The 18,095-nt window shown below is 58.5% G+C and carries 13 protein-coding genes; 5 read left to right on the forward strand and 8 right to left on the reverse strand.

All coding sequences use genetic code 11. From position 1 onward, the window contains the following. Window positions 1-106: 106 nt before the first annotated feature. The 3 genes from AOC04_RS18930 to gshA all read left to right on the forward strand — a co-directional run bounded on the left by AOC04_RS18930 (window position 107) and on the right by gshA (window position 4,601). Complete coding sequence (locus AOC04_RS18930; protein WP_060696064.1) at window positions 107-2,428, forward strand: Tex family protein; 2,322 nt, start codon at window positions 107-109, stop codon at window positions 2,426-2,428. Further along, on the forward strand, window positions 2,428-2,811 hold the full coding sequence (locus tag AOC04_RS18935) for a PaaI family thioesterase (protein ID WP_060696067.1): 384 nt from the start codon (window positions 2,428-2,430) through the stop codon (window positions 2,809-2,811). The genes AOC04_RS18930 and AOC04_RS18935 overlap by 1 nt, the downstream gene beginning before the upstream one ends. A gap of 206 nt (window positions 2,812-3,017) precedes the next feature. Further along, complete coding sequence (gene gshA, locus AOC04_RS18940) at window positions 3,018-4,601, forward strand: glutamate--cysteine ligase (RefSeq protein ID WP_060696069.1); 1,584 nt, start codon at window positions 3,018-3,020, stop codon at window positions 4,599-4,601. Between the two features lie 52 nt (window positions 4,602-4,653). On the opposite strand, the gene argA is transcribed toward gshA, so the two are convergent. Both argA and argE read right to left on the reverse strand, forming a co-directional pair. Next, window positions 4,654-5,952 carry an amino-acid N-acetyltransferase gene (argA, locus tag AOC04_RS18945; RefSeq protein WP_060696071.1) on the reverse strand — a complete coding sequence of 433 codons (1,299 nt, stop codon included), beginning with the start codon at window positions 5,950-5,952 and terminating at the stop codon, window positions 4,654-4,656. Window positions 5,953-6,101: 149 nt separating this feature from the next. Then, entirely contained in the window at window positions 6,102-7,244 is a 1,143-nt protein-coding gene (gene argE / locus AOC04_RS18950) for an acetylornithine deacetylase (RefSeq protein ID WP_060696073.1), read from the reverse strand. Between the two features lie 158 nt (window positions 7,245-7,402). Here argE and AOC04_RS18955 point away from each other — a divergent pair, with 158 nt between their 5' ends. Then, the gene (locus AOC04_RS18955) at window positions 7,403-8,791 is read left to right on the forward strand and encodes a CYTH domain-containing protein (RefSeq protein WP_060696075.1); all 1,389 of its coding nucleotides are present in this window, start codon (window positions 7,403-7,405) and stop codon (window positions 8,789-8,791) included. A 49-nt stretch (window positions 8,792-8,840) separates the two neighbouring features. On the opposite strand, the gene AOC04_RS18960 is transcribed toward AOC04_RS18955, so the two are convergent. The 4 genes from AOC04_RS18960 to AOC04_RS18975 all read right to left on the reverse strand — a co-directional run bounded on the left by AOC04_RS18960 (window position 8,841) and on the right by AOC04_RS18975 (window position 13,589). Next, window positions 8,841-9,407, reverse strand: a complete 567-nt coding sequence (locus AOC04_RS18960) for a lipocalin family protein (protein WP_060696077.1) — start codon at window positions 9,405-9,407, stop codon at window positions 8,841-8,843. A 21-nt stretch (window positions 9,408-9,428) separates the two neighbouring features. Further along, window positions 9,429-9,683: an outer membrane protein assembly factor BamE domain-containing protein gene (gene bamE / locus AOC04_RS18965; protein WP_060696080.1), complete on the reverse strand. Its 255-nt coding sequence runs from the start codon at window positions 9,681-9,683 to the stop codon at window positions 9,429-9,431. A 212-nt stretch (window positions 9,684-9,895) separates the two neighbouring features. Then, the gene (locus AOC04_RS18970) at window positions 9,896-10,906 is read right to left on the reverse strand and encodes a class 1 fructose-bisphosphatase (protein ID WP_060696082.1); all 1,011 of its coding nucleotides are present in this window, start codon (window positions 10,904-10,906) and stop codon (window positions 9,896-9,898) included. Window positions 10,907-11,141: 235 nt separating this feature from the next. Further along, window positions 11,142-13,589, reverse strand: a complete 2,448-nt coding sequence (locus tag AOC04_RS18975; protein ID WP_060696084.1) for a glycogen/starch/alpha-glucan phosphorylase — start codon at window positions 13,587-13,589, stop codon at window positions 11,142-11,144. A 265-nt stretch (window positions 13,590-13,854) separates the two neighbouring features. Here AOC04_RS18975 and AOC04_RS18980 point away from each other — a divergent pair, with 265 nt between their 5' ends. Then, window positions 13,855-14,292, forward strand: a complete 438-nt coding sequence (locus tag AOC04_RS18980; protein ID WP_029612548.1) for a YkgJ family cysteine cluster protein — start codon at window positions 13,855-13,857, stop codon at window positions 14,290-14,292. Between the two features lie 175 nt (window positions 14,293-14,467). On the opposite strand, the gene typA is transcribed toward AOC04_RS18980, so the two are convergent. Then, window positions 14,468-16,288, reverse strand: a complete 1,821-nt coding sequence (gene typA / locus AOC04_RS18985) for a translational GTPase TypA (RefSeq protein WP_003438614.1) — start codon at window positions 16,286-16,288, stop codon at window positions 14,468-14,470. Window positions 16,289-16,427: 139 nt separating this feature from the next. Beyond that, the gene (thiI, locus tag AOC04_RS18990) at window positions 16,428-17,882 is read right to left on the reverse strand and encodes a tRNA uracil 4-sulfurtransferase ThiI (RefSeq protein WP_060696085.1); all 1,455 of its coding nucleotides are present in this window, start codon (window positions 17,880-17,882) and stop codon (window positions 16,428-16,430) included. Window positions 17,883-18,095 lie beyond the last annotated feature (213 nt).

An 18,095-nucleotide genomic window follows, 5' to 3' on the forward strand; every position in this document is an offset into this window, starting at 1 on the left:
CCGCCCTTTTGGCCCAGGCAGCGGCCTCATTCAGGTCGCTCAACCAGCCTCGCAAGCCTAGAAACCCGGGCATGCGAGCCTGCTTCACAATTTGTCAGGTGGTTTTATGGACAGCATCAACAGCCGCATCGCCGAAGAACTTGGCGTGCGCCCGCAGCAGGTCGAAGCGGCCGTCGCGCTTCTGGATGAAGGCTCCACCGTACCCTTCATCTCCCGCTACCGTAAGGAAGTGACCGGCAGCCTGGATGACACCCAACTGCGTCATCTGGAAGAACGCCTGCGCTACCTGCGTGAACTCGACGAACGGCGTATCAGCATCCTCGCCAGCATCGAAGAACAAGGCAAATTAACCCCTGAACTGGCCCGCGACATCAAACTCGCCGAGACCAAGACACGCCTCGAAGACTTGTACCTGCCGTACAAGCAGAAGCGCCGCACCAAGGGCCAGATTGCCCTGGAAGCGGGTCTCGGCGAACTGGCAGACGGTCTGTTCAACGACCCGGCCCTGAGCCCCGAAACCGAAGCAGCCCGTTTTGTCGACGCCGAAAAAGGTGTGGCAGACGTCAAGGCAGCTCTGGACGGCGCCAAGTACATCCTGATGGAGCGCTTCGCCGAGGACGCCAGCCTGCTGGATAAACTGCGCAGTTTCCTGAAACAGGAAGCGATTCTCAGCGCCCGGGTAATTCCCGGCAAAGAAGAGGAAGGCGCCAAGTTCCGCGACTACTTCGAGCACGACGAACCGCTCAAAAGCATGCCGTCGCACCGCGCGCTGGCCATTTTCCGTGGCCGCAACGAAGGCATTCTCAGCTCCTCGCTCAAGGTCGGTGAAGAACTGCCCGGCACCCTGCATCCCGGCGAGATGATGATCAGCGAGCGTTTCGGCCTGCAAAATCAGAACCGCCCCGCTGACAAATGGCTGAGCGAAGTGGTGCGCTGGACCTGGAAGGTCAAGCTCTATACCCACCTTGAAACCGACTTGCTGGGAGAGTTGCGCGACGGGGCTGAAACCGAAGCCATCAACGTGTTCGCCCACAACTTGCACGACTTGCTGCTGGCCGCACCTGCCGGCCCGCGCGCGACCCTGGGGCTGGACCCGGGCCTGCGTACCGGCTGCAAGATTGCCGTGGTCGATGCCACCGGCAAAATGCTCGAATACGCCACCGTGTATCCGCACGTGCCGCACAACAAGTGGGACCAGACCATCGCCGTGATGGCCGCCCTGTGCGCCAAGCACTCGGTCGAACTGATCGCAATCGGCAACGGCACCGCCAGCCGCGAAAGCGACAAGCTGGTGATTGACCTGATCAAAAAGTACCCGGCCCTGAAAGTCACCAAAGTGATGGTGTCGGAAGCCGGCGCCTCGGTGTACTCGGCCTCGGAGCTGGCCGCCAAGGAGTTCCCGGACCTGGACGTATCGATCCGTGGCGCGGTGTCGATTGCCCGCCGCCTGCAGGATCCGCTGGCAGAGCTGGTGAAAATCGACCCTAAATCCATCGGTGTCGGCCAGTACCAGCACGACGTCTCCCAGCTCAAGCTGGCACGCGGCCTGGACGCCGTGGTTGAAGACTGCGTAAACGCCGTGGGTGTTGACGTCAACACCGCATCGGTGGCGCTGCTGGCCCGTATCTCGGGGCTCAATGCCACACTGGCGCAGAACATCGTCAGTCACCGCGATGAAAACGGCGCATTCAAAACCCGTGCTGCATTGAAGAAAGTCAGCCGTCTGGGCGAAAAAACCTTCGAACAGGCAGCCGGTTTTCTGCGTGTCATGAATGGCGACAACCCGCTGGACGCTTCGGCGGTTCACCCCGAGGCCTACCCGCTGGTCAAACGCATTGCCTCGGACACCGAGCGCGACATTCGCTCGCTGATCGGTGACGCAAGCTTCCTCAAGCGTCTTGATCCGAAGAAATTCACTGACGAAACCTTCGGCCTGCCGACGGTCACCGACATCCTCCAAGAACTGGAAAAACCCGGCCGCGATCCGCGTCCCGAGTTCAAGACTGCCGAGTTCCAGGAAGGCGTCGAAGATCTCAAGGACTTGCAACTGGGGATGATTCTGGAAGGCGTGGTGACCAACGTGACCAACTTTGGTGCCTTCGTCGACATCGGTGTCCATCAGGACGGCCTGGTGCATATCTCGGCATTGTCCGAGAAATTCATCAAGGACCCGCGTGAAGCCGTTAAAGCCGGTGACGTCGTCAAGGTCAAGGTCATGGAAATCGATATCCCGCGTAAACGCGTGGGGCTGTCGATGCGCATGAGCGACACCCCCGGCGAGAAAATCGACGGTGCCCGTGGCGCGCGTCCAGGTTCGGCACCGCGCCAGCAAAACACCGCGCCGCGTAAAGAAACCGTGGCTGCGGCCCCGGCCAACAACGCGATGGCGTCACTGTTTGCCAACGCCAAACAGATGAAAAAACGCTAATGACGCTCCCGGACGGCCTGACCCAAAGCGCCTTCAGTGATCTGATCGGTTGCCGCGTGCAGTGGGTGGAAGACGGCGTGGCGCACGTGGCGCTAAGCCTGGAACCGCAACTGCGTAATCGCGGCGGGAAAATGCACGGCGGGGTTTTATTCAGTCTGGTGGATATCAGCATGGGGCTGGCGTGTTCCAGCGCCCATGGCTTTGACCAGCAGAGCGTGACCATCGAGTGCAAAATCAACTACATCCGGGCGGTGTCCGATGGCGAAGTGCTGTGCATCGCCAAAGTCATTCACCCCGGAAGACGCACCCTGGTCGTCGAAGCAGACGTGCTGCAAGGCGACAAACTGGTGGCCAAAGCACAAGGCACCTTCGCCGTCCTGTAGCCGCCGGCAGGTGATTTGAGTTAATTTCGGCGCATAAGGGTCAATAGACCCTTGTGCGGCACCGAAATGCGCTTCAAGCGCCGAGGGCCGAACAAGGACGGGCGACATCATTACAAGCCAGGCGACCACGCCAGTTTCAACTTCACCCTTGTAGACCGTCCTGACCACCCCCATATTGGGGCGACTGACGCGTGAAGGAATCCAACTTGAGCCAACTTCTCAACCGCCGCCTGGCTCTGCTCAGCGAGCGCGCTAACCTCTCACTGCTGGAGCAGTGCTTGCATGGTATCGAGCGCGAATGCCTGCGCGTTACGGCCGATGCCCGACTGGCGCAGACCCCGCACCCCGAAGAACTGGGCTCGGCCCTGACCAACGATCAAATCACCACTGACTATTCCGAGTCGCTGCTGGAGTTCATCACCCCGGCCCTGCCTGATCCGGCAGAGACGCTGGCCAGCCTCGACAAGATTCACCGTTTTGCCTACAGCAAACTCGGTAACGAGTTCCTGTGGAGCCCTTCGATGCCGTGCCCGTTGCCGGCCGAAGAAGACATCCCGATTGCCTACTACGGCACATCCAATATCGGTCAGCTCAAGTACGTGTACCGCAAAGGCCTGGCCCTGCGTTACGGCAAGACCATGCAGTGCATCGCCGGCATTCACTACAATTTCTCCCTGCCTGAAGTGCTGTGGCCGGTACTGATGAAGGATGAAGGCTTTGTCGGCACCGAACGCGACTACCAGTCCAATGCCTACATCGCGCTAATTCGTAATTTCCGTCGTTACAACTGGCTCCTGATGTACCTGTTTGGTGCTTCGCCTGCGCTGGATGCGGGTTTCCTGCGCGGTCGTTCACACCAGCTGGAACAACTGGACGCCGATACGCTGTACCTGCCTTACGCCACCAGCCTGCGCATGAGCGACCTGGGTTACCAGAGCAACGCCCAGGCCGGTCTGACCCCCTGCTACAACGACCTCAACAGCTACACCGACAGCCTGCGCAAAGCGGTGGCAACACCTTATGCGCCGTATGTTGAGATCGGCACGCACAAAGATGGCGAATGGGTGCAACTGAACACCAACATTCTGCAAATCGAAAACGAGTACTACTCCAATATCCGCCCCAAGCGCGTGACCTACACCGGCGAACGGCCGATTCAGGCGCTGGTGGCCCGTGGCGTGCAGTACGTTGAAGTGCGTTTGCTGGATATCAACCCGTTCCTGCCCGTGGGCATCGACTTGCCTGAAGCGCGTTTTCTGGATGCGTTCCTGCTGTATTGCGCCTTCCAGGAAAGCCCGCAATTCGACAACACGACCTGCAGTGATTGCTCGTCGAACTTCATGAGCGTGGTCAAGGAAGGTCGCCGTCCGGGCCTGCAATTGCAGCGCGATGGCCAGCCGGTCGACCTGAAGGAATGGGCAGCAGAACTGCTGGAGCAAATTGCACCACTGGCCGCTTTGCTCGATGCAAGCCACGGCGGCGATGCTCACAGCAAAGCGCTCGACGAACAGCTAGCCAAGGTCAAGGACGTCTCACTGACGCCGTCCGCCAAAGTCCTGGCCAGCATGATCGAGCACAAGGAAAGCTTCTCCCAGTTCTCGATGCGCCAAAGCCTGGCCCATGCCGAGTTCTTCCGCAGCGAACCGCTGAGTGCTGAAGACCAGGCTGCGTTCGAAGAGAAGGCCCGCAGTTCGCTGGTACAGCAGACCGAACTGGAACAGCACGAAGTCGGAGACTTTGATTTGTTCGTCGCCTCGTACCAGGCGAGCATTCTGGCGATCAGTAACTAAAAGCCCCTCACCTGGGGCCCCGCCCTTTGAGGCGGGGCCGAGGGAGCGCGAGTTACAACGCCTTCTCGAATATCTTGGAATTACGCTGAAAGTTGTACAGCGACGCGCGCGCTGCCGGCAGGCGTTCGACGCTGCTCGGCTCAAAGCCGCGCTCGCGGAACCAGTGGGCTGTGCGGGTTGTAAGCACGAACAGGGTTTTTAGCCCCTGGGCCCGAGCACGGTTTTCGATGCGCTCCAGCAGCTCGTCACCGCGACGACCATGGCGGTACTCCGGATTCACCGCCAGACACGCCAGCTCCCCCGCATCCGAGTCGGCAATCTGATACAGCGCCGCACAGGCGATGATCATGCCTTCACGCTCAACCACACTGAATTGCTCGATCTCGCGCTCCAGCACTTCGCGTGAGCGACGTACCAGAATCCCCTGCTCTTCCAGCGGGCTGATCAGGTCGAGCAAACCGCCCACGTCTTCAATCGCCGCTTCACGGGTGACTTCGAATTGCTCCTGGGCCACCAGCGTACCGCCACCATGACGGGTAAACAGTTCCGTCAGCAGCGCACCATCTTCGGCGTAGCTAACGATGTGGCTACGCGCCACGCCGCCACTGCAGGCCTCGGCAGCCGCTTCCAGCAGTTCGGCCTGATAATCGCTCCCCAGACGCTTCATGTGCGCCGGTATCTGTTGCGGACGTAACTCACGGACCAGATGCCCGGTCTCGTCGAGCAGGCCCGATTCGGCACCGAACAACAGCAGTTTGTCAGCGCCCAGGTCGATAGCGGCGCGGGTGGCGACGTCTTCGCAGGCCAGGTTGAAAATCTCACCGGTCGGTGAGTAGCCCAACGGTGACAACAGCACGATCGAGCGCTCGTCCAGCAGACGGTTGATACCCTTGCGGTCGACCCTGCGCACTTCGCCCGTGTGGTGATAATCCACGCCATCGAGCACACCGATCGGGCGCGCCGTGACCAGGTTGCCGCTCGCCACCCGCAGGCGTGAACCCTGCATCGGCGAAGAAGCCATGTCCATCGACAGGCGCGCCTCAATCGCAATACGCAACTGGCCCACGGCGTCGATCACGCACTCCAGGGTCGGCGCATCGGTAATGCGCATACCTTCGTGGTAATGCGGCATCAGGCCACGGGCTTCAAGCCGGCTTTCGATTTGCGGGCGCGAACCATGGACCAGCACCAGCCGCACGCCCAGGCTGTGCAACAGCACCAGGTCGTGAACGATATTGCCAAAGTTTGAGTGCGCTACGCCGTCGCCGGGGAGCATGACGACGAACGTGCAGTCGCGGTGAGCATTGATGTAAGGGGAAGCATGACGCAGCCAATTAACGTAATCGTGCATAACCGGAGCCTGTAAAAAATGAGCAGCCTGAAAAGGGCAAAAAACAGCAAACGCACAACGGGCTGGTGGTTATCGTCGAAACATACTTGGCAACACGCGTGCTCTCCTCATGTGTGGAAGTGGTGGGCGATGGCGCTCCCGCCTTTTTGTCAGGTCAGACAATAGTGTTCGATCAACTGGCTTAATAGACGCACTGTCGGCTTCAAACGTGACATTTCCAGGTGTTCTCCCGGCTGATGAGCACAACTGATGTCGCCGGGGCCCAGCACAATGGTTTCGCAGCCAAGCTGCTGAAGATAAGGCGCTTCCGTGCCAAACGCCACTGCTTGTGCGCGATGTCCGGTGAGGCGCTCGGCTACACGTACCAGTTCAACATCGGCCGCCTGCTCAAATGGCGGGACACCGGCAGCAATCGGAGCGAAATCGATCTTCACTTGATGGCGCTCGGCCAAAGGCTGCAATTTGCCCCGAATGATCGCCCGCAGTTCGTTCGGGTCCATGCCCGGCAAAGGCCGCAGGTCAAACTCCAGCGAACATTGACCGCAAATGCGGTTTGGATTGTCGCCACCGTGAATGCAGCCAAAGTTCAGGGTCGGCTGCGGCACGCTGAACTGCGGGTTGCGGTATTCGTTGAGCCATTGCTGACGCAGACCCTTGAGTTCGCTGATCGCATCGTGCATGGCTTCCAGAGCGCTGTGACCAAGGCTAGGGTCGGAGGAATGGCCGCTACGCCCCAGAATGTCGATACGCTCCATCATCACGCCTTTGTGCATGCGGATCGGCTTGAGCCCGGTTGGCTCGCCGATCACCGCAGCACGTCCCAGCGGGCGCCCGGCTTCGACCAGAGCCCGGGCACCGGCCATCGAGGTTTCTTCGTCGCACGTGGCCAAAATCAGCAGTGGCTGCTTGAACGGCTGATCGAGCAGCGGGCGCACGGCCTCGATCACCAGCGCGAAAAACCCCTTCATGTCACAACTGCCAAGGCCTACCCAGCGATTGTCGACTTCTGTCAGTTTCAGCGGATCGGTCTGCCACAGCGCTTCGTCATAAGGCACGGTATCGCTGTGCCCCGCCAGCACCAGCCCCCCGGGGCCGCTGCCAAAGCTGGCGAGCAAGTTGAATTTCCCCGGGCTGACCTGCTGGATATCGCAACTAAAACCCAGCTCGGCGAGCCAGGTGGCCAACAAATCGATCACCCCTCGATTGGATTGATCCAGATGAGGCTGGGTGCAACTGACCGATGCAGTGCCGATCAAGGCAGCGAATTGCTCTTTCATGGAAGGTAAAGGCATGCGCTGACTTCCTGTTAGCTGGGCGAGGCCCATCATAGAGCCATCTGGCGGGCAGAATAAACCCGTGCGACGCGTCGGAGCGGCGAGTCCTGTACACTGCACGGCCTTGGCAGCCACACCTTTTCCCGGCTGCGCAACCGTTCCTGGATTTTCCGGCCATGCAAAAAGAAACCGAAATCAAACTGCGCGTCAGCCGCGAAACCCTCGCCGCCTTGCGCGAGCACCCACTGCTGAAAAAGCGCAACAAAAGTGGCTGGGAAAGCCGTGAGTTGTTAAACCAGTACTTCGACACACCTGAGCGCGACCTGGCCAAGGCCAAAGTTGCCCTGCGCCTGCGCCGCGATGGCGAAGAAGTGATCCAGACCCTCAAGACCCGCGGCCAGAGCATTGCCGGCCTGTCGGAGCGTAACGAGTACGACTGGAAGCTGCCTAAAGCCAAGCTCGATACCAAAAAACTCGACGGCGAATGCTGGCCCGAAGAGTTGGCCGAGCTGGACAAGAAAACCCTGAAACCAATCTTCACCACCGATTTTGTCCGCGAGCGCGCAGAAATTTCGTGGGGCCGCGGCAAGGCCAAAGTCGTGATCGAAGCGGCGCTGGATCTTGGCCACGTGATTGCGGGCAAGCAGAAAGAAGAAATCTGCGAGCTGGAACTCGAACTGCGCGAAGGCGAACCGTCTGCGTTGCTGGAACTGGCAGCCGAGCTGGCCGAGAAGCTGGCCCTGATGCCATGCGATATCAGCAAGGCCGAGCGCGGCTATCGCCTGTTCGATGCCAACAGCTATGCCGTCAGCCTGCCGGCACCTGTTTTGACCCCGCAAACACCGCTGGACGACGCCTTTGCCGCGCTGGCCTGGCACTTGCTGGGCAGCAGCCAGCGCCTGGCCGAACAGTACCGCTTCAATGGCCACTGGCGTTTGTTGCAAGACTGGGTTCAACAACTGACTGACCTGCGTGCCCTGGTCAGCAGCCTGGGTCAGGCCGCGCCACGCCAATCCACCAGCGCGCTGCGCGCAGAGCTCGATGCCTTGCTTGAAGACTGGCGCCCGCTGGTACAAATCGGCCAGGACGACGAAGACGTGCGTAAAGCCGCTCCCGAGCAGTTCCTGGAAGAGCTGGAAGACCCACGCTGGGGCCAGTTCTCGCTGAACACCTCACGCTGGTTGATGGGTCGCAGCTGGACCATTGATCGCGGCACCACCCGTGGCAATCGCCAGGGTGCTGCACAGTTGGCCAGCTGGTTGCCGCGCCTGCTCTCGGACGAAGCCATCGCCCTGCGCCTGAACCGCTACCAGCAGCAACCCGAAGATCTGGCCGAGCAACTGCCGCGTATCGAGCGGATTCAGGCATGGCTGCGCCTGGCGCGTAACGTGCTGGAAATCCCGGAAGTCGATCGTTTGTACGGTGAACTGAACAAGCTGCAGGAATTGGCCAACCAGCCAATCTCTGAAGATGCCGAGAGCAATGACCTCTTGCTCAACGCTCGCAAGCAGCAAGCGATTGCCGTGTACCAGAACCGCGCCTGGAAGACCCTGCTGCGCGCCTAAGCGCACGCCCCCTGCAGGAGCGAGCTTGCCGGCTCCTGCAACTGCGGCCCTACTTCGTGCCTTTGGGCATGTCCGCGTCTGGCGTTCGCCAAATCAGTCGCGTGGTGTCATACCCCTGTTGTTGAGCCTTGCTCAGCAACTCCTCCCGGGTTTGCTGATCAATCTGCGGCTTGCGTGACAGCAGCCACAAATAACGCCGATCAGGATTACCCACTAGCGCCGTGCTGTAGCCATCGCCCAGGTACAACACCCAGTAATCGCCCTTGGTCACCCCCGGTAGCACCGCTGACACCCAGTTATCGAACTCGACCCACAGTTTGTCGGTTTTACCCGCAACCTGAGGCGTAGCCGTACCCTTGGCCTCTTCCCACTCGCCTTCAGCGGTCTGGCAACGGTTCAGTACCGCCACGTTGCCGTCCGGCTTGAGGCTGTAGTGCGCCTCGGATTGCACGCAGTTACGCTGGAAGAACATTGGCAATCTCGCCTGCTCATACCAGGTACCCTGATAACGTTTGAGATCAACGCTTTCGACGGTTTTGGGGGCCAGCGAATTGTCGGAGGTGCTGCATCCGGCTAACAGCAGTGCAGCGCCGAACGTGGCTAAAAGACCTTTCATCGCAGATGCTCCTGATCAGCCTTACTTAAGACCTTGCCCGGAAAAAATCAGCACTTTATCGCCAGCGTATTGCACGCTGATAAAGCTGGTTTTATCACCCCAGGTGCAGCTCGACATACCCAGTGCACCGGAACAATCGGTTGGGCTACCCAACAACTTCTCTACCTCGGCCTTGGTCATGCCGGCCGACAGTTTTGAGTAGTTTTCCTGGTTGACCTTGCTGCATGCCGCCAGCAATACGCAAAACGACAACATTGCCAGAGAACGCAACTTCATGGAAAAGCTCCTGATTGAGAAAGTCGGCCGAGCCGCTTGATGCAAGCTTAGAAGAGAAAAGTACGGGGTGGTTCCCGATAGGCGGGGGGATTTGTTCCGAGGCCGGAAACAACTGTAGGAGCGAGCTTGCTCGCGAGCTGTTGGGGACGCTCGCGAGCAAGCTCGCTCCTACATGGGCAAGCTCGCTCCTGCAGGAGAGGAAGCGGTGCGTCTTACTTGTTGTGGTACGAGGTCACGCGTGCCACTTCTTCTTTCGAGCCCAGGAACACCGCTACACGCTGGTGCAGGCCTTCCGGCTGGATGTCGAGGATACGCTGGTGGCCGTCAGTGGAAGTACCGCCAGCCTGCTCCACGAGGAACGACATCGGGTTGGCTTCATACATCAAACGCAATTTGCCCGGCTTGGACGGCTCGCGGCTGTCACGCGGGTACATGAACAGACCGCCACGGGTCAGGATCCGGTGTACGTCGGCAACCATCGCGGCAACCCAGCGCATGTTGTAGTTCTTTTCCAGCGGGCCTTCTTCGCCAGCCAGCAACTCGTCAACATAGCGTTGTACCGGAGCTTCCCAGTGACGCTGGTTGGACATGTTGATGGCGAATTCCTGGGTGCTCTCAGGAATGGTGATGTCTTCGTGGGTCAGTACGAAGCTGCCCATTTCACGGTCCAGGGTGAAGCCTTTGACGCCATCGCCCAAGGTCAGCACCAGCATGGTCTGAGGACCATAAATGGCGTAACCGGCAGCTACCTGCTGCGTGCCCGGCTGCAGGAAGGCCTTTTCATTCAAAGGCTCGTTCTGGGTCAGGTATTCGTTCGGGCAACGCAGCACCGAGAAGATAGTACCGACCGGGGCGTTGATATCGATGTTCGACGAACCGTCCAGCGGGTCGAATACCAACAGGTATGCGCCTTTCGGGTATTTGCCCGGGATCTGGTAGGCATTGTCCATTTCTTCGGACGCCATACCGGCCAGGTGACCGCCCCACTCGTTTGCTTCAAGCAGGATTTCGTTGGAAATCACGTCGAGCTTCTTCTGCACCTCACCTTGCACGTTTTCGGTGCCCATGCTGCCCAGAACACCACCCAGGGCGCCTTTGGACACGGCGTGGCTGATCTCTTTGCAAGCACGCGCCACCACTTCGATGAGGAAACGCAAATCAGCAGGCGTGTTGTTGCTGCGGGTCTGCTCGATCAAATAGCGACTCAGGGTAACGCGGGACATGTAAGGCTCCGAACAATGGGGAGGGGGGCGAAAAACCCGCGCAGTTTAACGCGTGTTGCCGTGCAAATCTTCTAATCAGACTCAGAACCGGCCAAGCGGGTTCAGCTGAATCCTTAAATCATCCGCAAAAAAACGTGTAGTCGCCGCCGAAGGCTGCGAAGGGTTGCGGAGCAACCCGTTCTCTCAAGGGCAAAGATGCCCCCTTCGCAGCCTGCGGCAGCGACTACAAAGAGCTCTACAACGCTTTCCAGATTTCAGTCGCATACTCGCGAATGGTGCGGTCAGAGGAGAACCAGCCCATGCGCGCCGTATTGAGCACGGCTTTGCGCCACCAGGCGTCCCTGTCGTGCCACAGGGTTTCAACCCGCATCTGGGCAGCCCAGTACGCATCGAAATCCGCGCAGACCAGAAAACGGTCGTAATCAATCAGAGAGTCTACAAAGCCGGTGTACCGCGCCTGGTCGTCATGGGAAAAGACCCCGCCGCGAATGGCCTGCAATACGTCATTGAGTCGATGGGAGGCGGCAACATCAGGCCCGGCGTGAAACTCGCCATTGCGCTTGCGGGCTTCGACCTGCTCTGCGCTGAGGCCGAAAATAAACATGTTATCGGCGCCAACCCGCTCGCACATCTCCACGTTGGCGCCATCCAGGGTGCCGATGGTCAACGCTCCGTTGAGGCCGAACTTCATGTTGCTGGTACCCGAGGCTTCGAAACCTGCAGTGGATATCTGCTCGGACAGATCCGCAGCCGGAATGATGCTTTCGGCCAGGCTGACGTTGTAGTTGGGGATAAACACCACTTTGAGCAGGCCGCGTACGGTCGGATCGTTGTTCACCGTGCGGGCGATATCGTTGGCCAGTTTAATGATGAGCTTGGCCTGCTCATAACTGGCCGCCGCCTTGCCCGCGAAAATCTTGACCCGGGGCACCCAGTGGTTGCCCGGCTCGGCGCGAATGGCCTGGTACAGCGCGACGGTGTGCAACAGGTTGAGCAGTTGGCGCTTGTACTCGTGAATCCGTTTGACCTGCACATCGAACATCGCTTCAGGATTGACCACGATACCCAGGCGCTCATAGATCAGCGCTGCCAAGGTGCACTTGCTTTGCAGGCGCTGCGCGGCAAATTGCCTGCGAAAATCTTCGCGTTCGGCAAAAGGCTCCAGCTTGATCAGCTTGTACTCGGTTTCATCAAGGACATCGGGCCCCAGCGCTTCAACCAGCATCGCGGTCAATGGCGGGTTGGCCTGAAACAGCCAGCGGCGGAAGGTCACGCCATTGGTCTTGTTATTGATCCGGTTCGGATAGAGCTTGTGCAACTCGGAGAAAACCGTGCTGCGCATCAACTGAGTGTGCAACCCGGATACGCCGTTGACGCTGTGGGAGCCGAGAAACGCCAGATTACCCATGCGTACCCGGCGGCCGTTTTCCTCTTCAATCAGCGACACGGCACGCAGCACATCGAAATCATGCACCCCTTTGTCGCGCAGAGAATCGATGTGATAGCCATTGATCAGGTAGATGATCTGCATATGGCGCGGCAACATGCGCTCCATCAACCCGACAGGCCAGGTTTCAAGTGCTTCGGGGAGCAAGGTGTGATTGGTGTACGACAAGGTGTCGACAGTGATTTTCCAGGCGGTTTGCCACTCGATGGCGTGTTCATCGACCAGGATGCGCATCAATTCCGCAACGGCGATCGAGGGATGAGTGTCGTTGAGCTGGATGGACACATGCTCGGCCAGGTTCAGCAGCGTGTCGTGAACGTGCAAGTGCCTGCGCAACAGATCCTGCAGCGAGGCCGAAACAAAGAAAAACTCCTGGCGCAGGCGCAGCTCCTGCCCGGCCTCGTTGCTGTCTGCCGGATACAGCACACGGGAAATACTTTCGGCGCGCACCACCTCGGCCACCGCACCCAGATGGTCACCGGCGTTGAAACGCCCCAGGTTCAGGTCATGCAGCGCCCTGGCGCGCCACAGCCGCAAGGTGTTGACACTGGCACCGCGCCAGCCCACGACGGGGGTGTCATAGGCGATGGCCCTCACCGTCTCGCTGGGCTCCCAGACCTGCCGTGACTGGCCGTGCTCATCCTGCCGGGTTTCAACCGCACCGCCAAAGCCGATCGAGTACAGCACTTCGGCGCGCTCAAACTCCCAAGGGTTACCGAAGTCCAGCCAGTTCTCGGTTTGCTCCTGCTGCCAGCCGTCGACGATGCTCTGCCGGAACAACCCGTGCTCATAACGGATGCCGTAACCATGGGCGGCGATGCCCAGGGTCGACATGCTTTCCATAAAGCAAGCGGCCAGACGACCCAGTCCGCCGTTGCCAAGCGCCGCATCGGGCTCCAGCAGGCGGATGCGCTCCAGATCGACCCCAAGCTCGGTCATTGCCTGGCGCGCGACCTCCAGCAGCCCCAAATTGCTCAGGCTGTCATACAGCAGGCGCCCGATCAGAAATTCCAGCGACAGGTAGTACACCCGCTTTTGGTCCTTGCGATAAATCTGCCGCGTATGGTCCATCCAGTGCTCGACCATATGGTCGCGGGCAGCCAGTGCGATAGCTTCGAACCAGTCATGGTCAAACGCGTGATCCGGGTCCTTGCCCACCGCGTAAGTCAGTTTGGCTACCACAGCGGCACGAAAAGCCGCCACCTGTGCGTCACGAACAAGCGGTTCCTGGGGCATCGATACAACCTCGAACGAGAAGGAGCGATTTGAAGAACGAATGGTGTCAGCCTAGACCGTTCGACATGAGGAAAGCGCTTTGATTCGGGGTTTTAGGGCTGTTTTTACAAATAAAACTGACGAAATGAATATCGCCCCAAAACGAGGCGCGAACGCCAGTGAGCGCTTTAAAACATGGCCCTGATCGAAAAACCGGCAAATGGTTGTTCACACATTCACCAACCCCGGTATCATCGCGCGCCCTGATGCACGCCGGAATACAAGCCTGATGAAGTCCAACCTGATCGCCGCCGCGGAAATCGACCGTATCGATACCTGGGCCAAATACTCCGCGCCCATGTGCGGTTCCTGCATTTCCAGCTGCTGCACGCTGCCGGTCGAGGTCAAAATCAAAGACCTGATCCGCATCGGCATCGTCGATGAGTTTGAGATGGGCGATCCGCCGAAGAACATCGCCAAACGCCTGCAGAAAGAAGGCATCGTGGAGCGCTTCAATCAGAAGTCCGGGATTTTCACCCTGCAGCGCATGAGCAATAACGACTGCTTGTACCTGGATCGCAAGTCGCGCATGTGCACCATTTACGAAAAGCGCCCGGACACTTGCCGCAACCACCCACGGATTGGCCCGCGCCCGGGTTATTGCGCCTATGTGCCCAAAGCGGTTGAACGCAAAAACAGCAGCGAGAAACTGATGGTGTTTTAACCCGCTCTTGATCCATGGGCGAGCTGGCCTGCGTCGCTCTGCCTGATAAACCGCACCTGCCCCGTCGCTGGCAAGCCAGCTCCCACCAGGCCCGCGCAGTACACAAATCCCGGACACAAAAAAACGCCCCCGACCGCAAGGCCGGGGGCGTTTTTTGTTCAGCTAACTAAATAGCTTATTTGCTGCTTTTCTTGCTAGCGCGGGTACGCTCGCTTTCGCCCAGGATCTTCTTGCGAAGACGGATGGACTTAGGCGTCACTTCGCACAATTCGTCTTCTTGAACGAATTCCAGAGCTTGCTCCAGTGTGAAGCGGATAGGCGGAACCAGAGCGATGGTTTCGTCTTTACCCGAAGCACGCATGTTGTCGAGCTTCTTGCCTTTGGTTGGGTTAACGCCCAGGTCGTTGTCGCGGCTGTTGATGCCGACGATTTGACCTTCGTACACGTCTTCACCGTGACCCAGGAACAGTTTGCCGCGAGCCTGCAGGGTTTCGAGCGAGTAAGTCAGAGCCTTACCGGTAGCAACCGAAACCAGAACGCCGTTCTGACGGCCGGACATGTCGCCCGACTTCATCACGTCGTAACGGTCGAAGATCGAGGTCAGGATGCCAGCGCCCGAAGTCAGAGTCAGGAACTCGTTACGGAAACCGATCAGGCCACGTGCAGGGATGTTGTATTCAAGACGAACACGGCCCTTGCCATCCGGAACCATGTTGGTCAGATCGCCTTTACGGATACCGATCTGTTCCATGATTGCGCCCTGCGATTCTTCTGGCAGGTCGATGGTTACGTTTTCGTACGGTTCGTGCTTAACGCCGTCAACCATGCGGATGATTACTTCCGGACGACCAACACCCATTTCGAAGCCTTCGCGACGCATGGTTTCGATCAGTACGGACAAGTGCAGCTCACCACGACCCGACACTTTGAACTTGTCAGCGGTGTCGCCTTCTTCAACGCGCAGAGCAACGTTGTAGAGCAATTCTTTGTCCAGACGTTCCTTGATGTTACGGCTGGTTACGAACTTGCCTTCACGGCCGCAGAACGGCGAGTCGTTAACCTGGAAGGTCATCGAAACGGTAGGTTCGTCAACGGTCAGCGGCTTCATCGCTTCGACGTTCAGTGGGTCGCACAGAGTGTCGGAGATGAACAGCTGGTCGAAGCCGCTGATGCAGACGATGTCGCCGGCAGCTGCTTCTTCAACGTCAATACGGTGCAGACCGTGGTGACCCATCAGCTTCAGGATACGACCGTTACGGCGCTTGCCGTCAGCATCGATAGCTACAACCTGGGTGTTCGGCTTGACGCGACCACGAGCGATACGGCCAACGCCGATGATGCCCAGGAAGCTGTTGTAGTCCAGTGCCGAGATTTGCATCTGGAACGGGCCGTCACGGTCAACTTTTGGAGCCGGAACGTGGTCAACAATCGCCTGGTACAGCGGGGTCATGTCTTCAGCCATGTCGGTGTGGTCAAGACCAGCAATACCGTTCAGGGCAGAGGCGTAAACCACTTTGAAGTCCAGCTGTTCTTCGGTAGCACCCAGGTTGTCGAACAGGTCGAAGATTTGATCCAGAACCCAGTCCGGACGTGCGCCTGGACGGTCAACCTTGTTGATAACCACGATTGGACGCAGGCCGGCTTCGAAAGCCTTCTTGGTCACGAAACGGGTTTGCGGCATAGGGCCGTCTTGAGCGTCAACCAGCAGCAGAACGGAGTCAACCATCGACATTACACGTTCAACTTCGCCGCCGAAGTCGGCGTGGCCCGGGGTGTCCACGATGTTGATGTGGTAGCCGTTCCAGTTGATAGCGGTGTTCTTGGCAAGAATGGTAATGCCGCGCTCTTTTTCCTGGTCGTTGGAGTCCATCACGCGCTCGTCGTTGAGCTCGCCGCGTTCCAGAGTGCCGGATTGACGCAAGAGTTTGTCTACCAGGGTGGTTTTACCGTGGTCAACGTGAGCAATGATGGCGATGTTACGTAGATTTTCGATCACTTGTGTATCTCGATCAGAGGATTCGGTGTGCTGACAGGTCGTGGCAGCGATTAACAGTAGAGTCAGGTCAAGCCGTTACAACTTGACCTCGGCGTCGGGGGGCCGGTGACGCAGGCCACAGGCATACAGCCCCGGGCTCTTAGCTCGGTCGATAAACGCGCACATTGGCATGTCCCTCACTGAGCAAATGGTGAGCATGCAGGCGACTCATCACGCCTTTGTCGCAATACAACAGGTACTGACGGGTGTCATCCAGTTCCTTGAAGCGGCTGTTCAATGCATAGAACGGCAACGCTTGTACTTCGATGCCAGCCAGTTCCAGCGGTTGATCTTCCTGAGCATCCGGGTGACGGATGTCTATCACGATCTGGCCCGCCAGCACTTCGCTGACCTCTTCGACTTGCAAGTCCTGGCCCAATTCATCGATCACCCGATCAATCGGCACCAGTTTGGCCCGCTCAAGTGCACGCTCGAGCACGGCCATATCGAACTGTTGTTCTTCGTACTCCACGCGGTTGCGTTTGGCGTGGGTCTTGGGGTTGACCGAAATCACCCCGCAATATTCAGGCATGTGCTTGGCAAAATCGGCCGTACCGATTTCAACCGCCTGATCAATGATGTCCTGCTTGTGGCTCGCGATCAGTGGACGCAGGACCAATTTGTCAGTAGCCGAGTCAATCAGCGACAAATTGGGCAGGGTCTGGCTCGATACCTGGGAAATCGCTTCGCCGGTTACCAGCACTTCGATATCGAGACGCTCAGCGATACGGGTTGCAGCGCGCAACATCATACGCTTCAAAATGACGCCCATATGACTGTTATCGACTTTGCCGAGAATTTCGCCCAAAACTTCTTCGAACGGAACGCTGACAAACAGCACGCGCTGCGAGCTGCCGTACTTCTTCCATATATAGTGCGCGACTTCCATCACGCCCAGTTCATGGGCACGTCCGCCCAGGTTGAAGAAGCAAAAGTGGCTCATCAGGCCGCGACGCATGATCTGGTAGGCCGCAACGGTAGAATCGAAACCACCGGACATCAACACCAAGGTCTGTTCCAGAGAGCCCAGCGGGAAGCCGCCGATGCTGTCGTGCTGGCTGTGAATCACAAACAACCGTTGGTCGCGAATTTCGAAGCGGACTTCAATTTGCGGATTTTTCAGGTCAATTCCTGCCGCACCGCATTCACGACGCAGCTTGCTGCCGACGTATTTCTCGATTTCCATCGAAGTAAACGGGTGCTTGCCGCCGCGCTTGCAACGCACGGAAAAAATCTTGCCCGCCAGCGCATCACCGAAGTGCAATTTGCACTTTTCAACCACGTCATCGAAGTCACCCAGCGGGTACTCGTCGACTTGCAGGAAATGGGTGATGCCCGGCATGCAGCTAAGGCGCGCAGTCATCTCCTTCAGGGCTTTGGGGTCACTTACGCGCGTTTGCAGCTCGATGTTGTCCCACACGCCCGTCACCACCACAGCCGGATCCAGATCGCGGAGCACAGCGCGGATGTTTTTAGCCAATTGGCGGACGAAACGCATCCGAACCGGACGGCTCTTAATAGTGATTTCGGGGAAGACTTTTACGATTAGTTTCATGAAAACAGCGCGCGAGCAGCCTGCCAAAAAAGGGGGGCGCGGATTATAGCGGAAATTGCTCAAGGTTTAACCAGTTATCGTACAAACGGTTTTCACCGCACCAAAATGGGTCAAAAGACCCGGATTTCGCTTCATTTGAGTGCGGCAAAGCTTCTTAATCGGTAGTCTGCGGCGCTGACCTGCTTAAGATTGGGGCATTAAGCCCAAGTCGGG

The organism is Pseudomonas versuta (genome assembly GCF_001294575.1).
Lineage (GTDB): Bacteria > Pseudomonadota > Gammaproteobacteria > Pseudomonadales > Pseudomonadaceae > Aquipseudomonas > Aquipseudomonas versuta.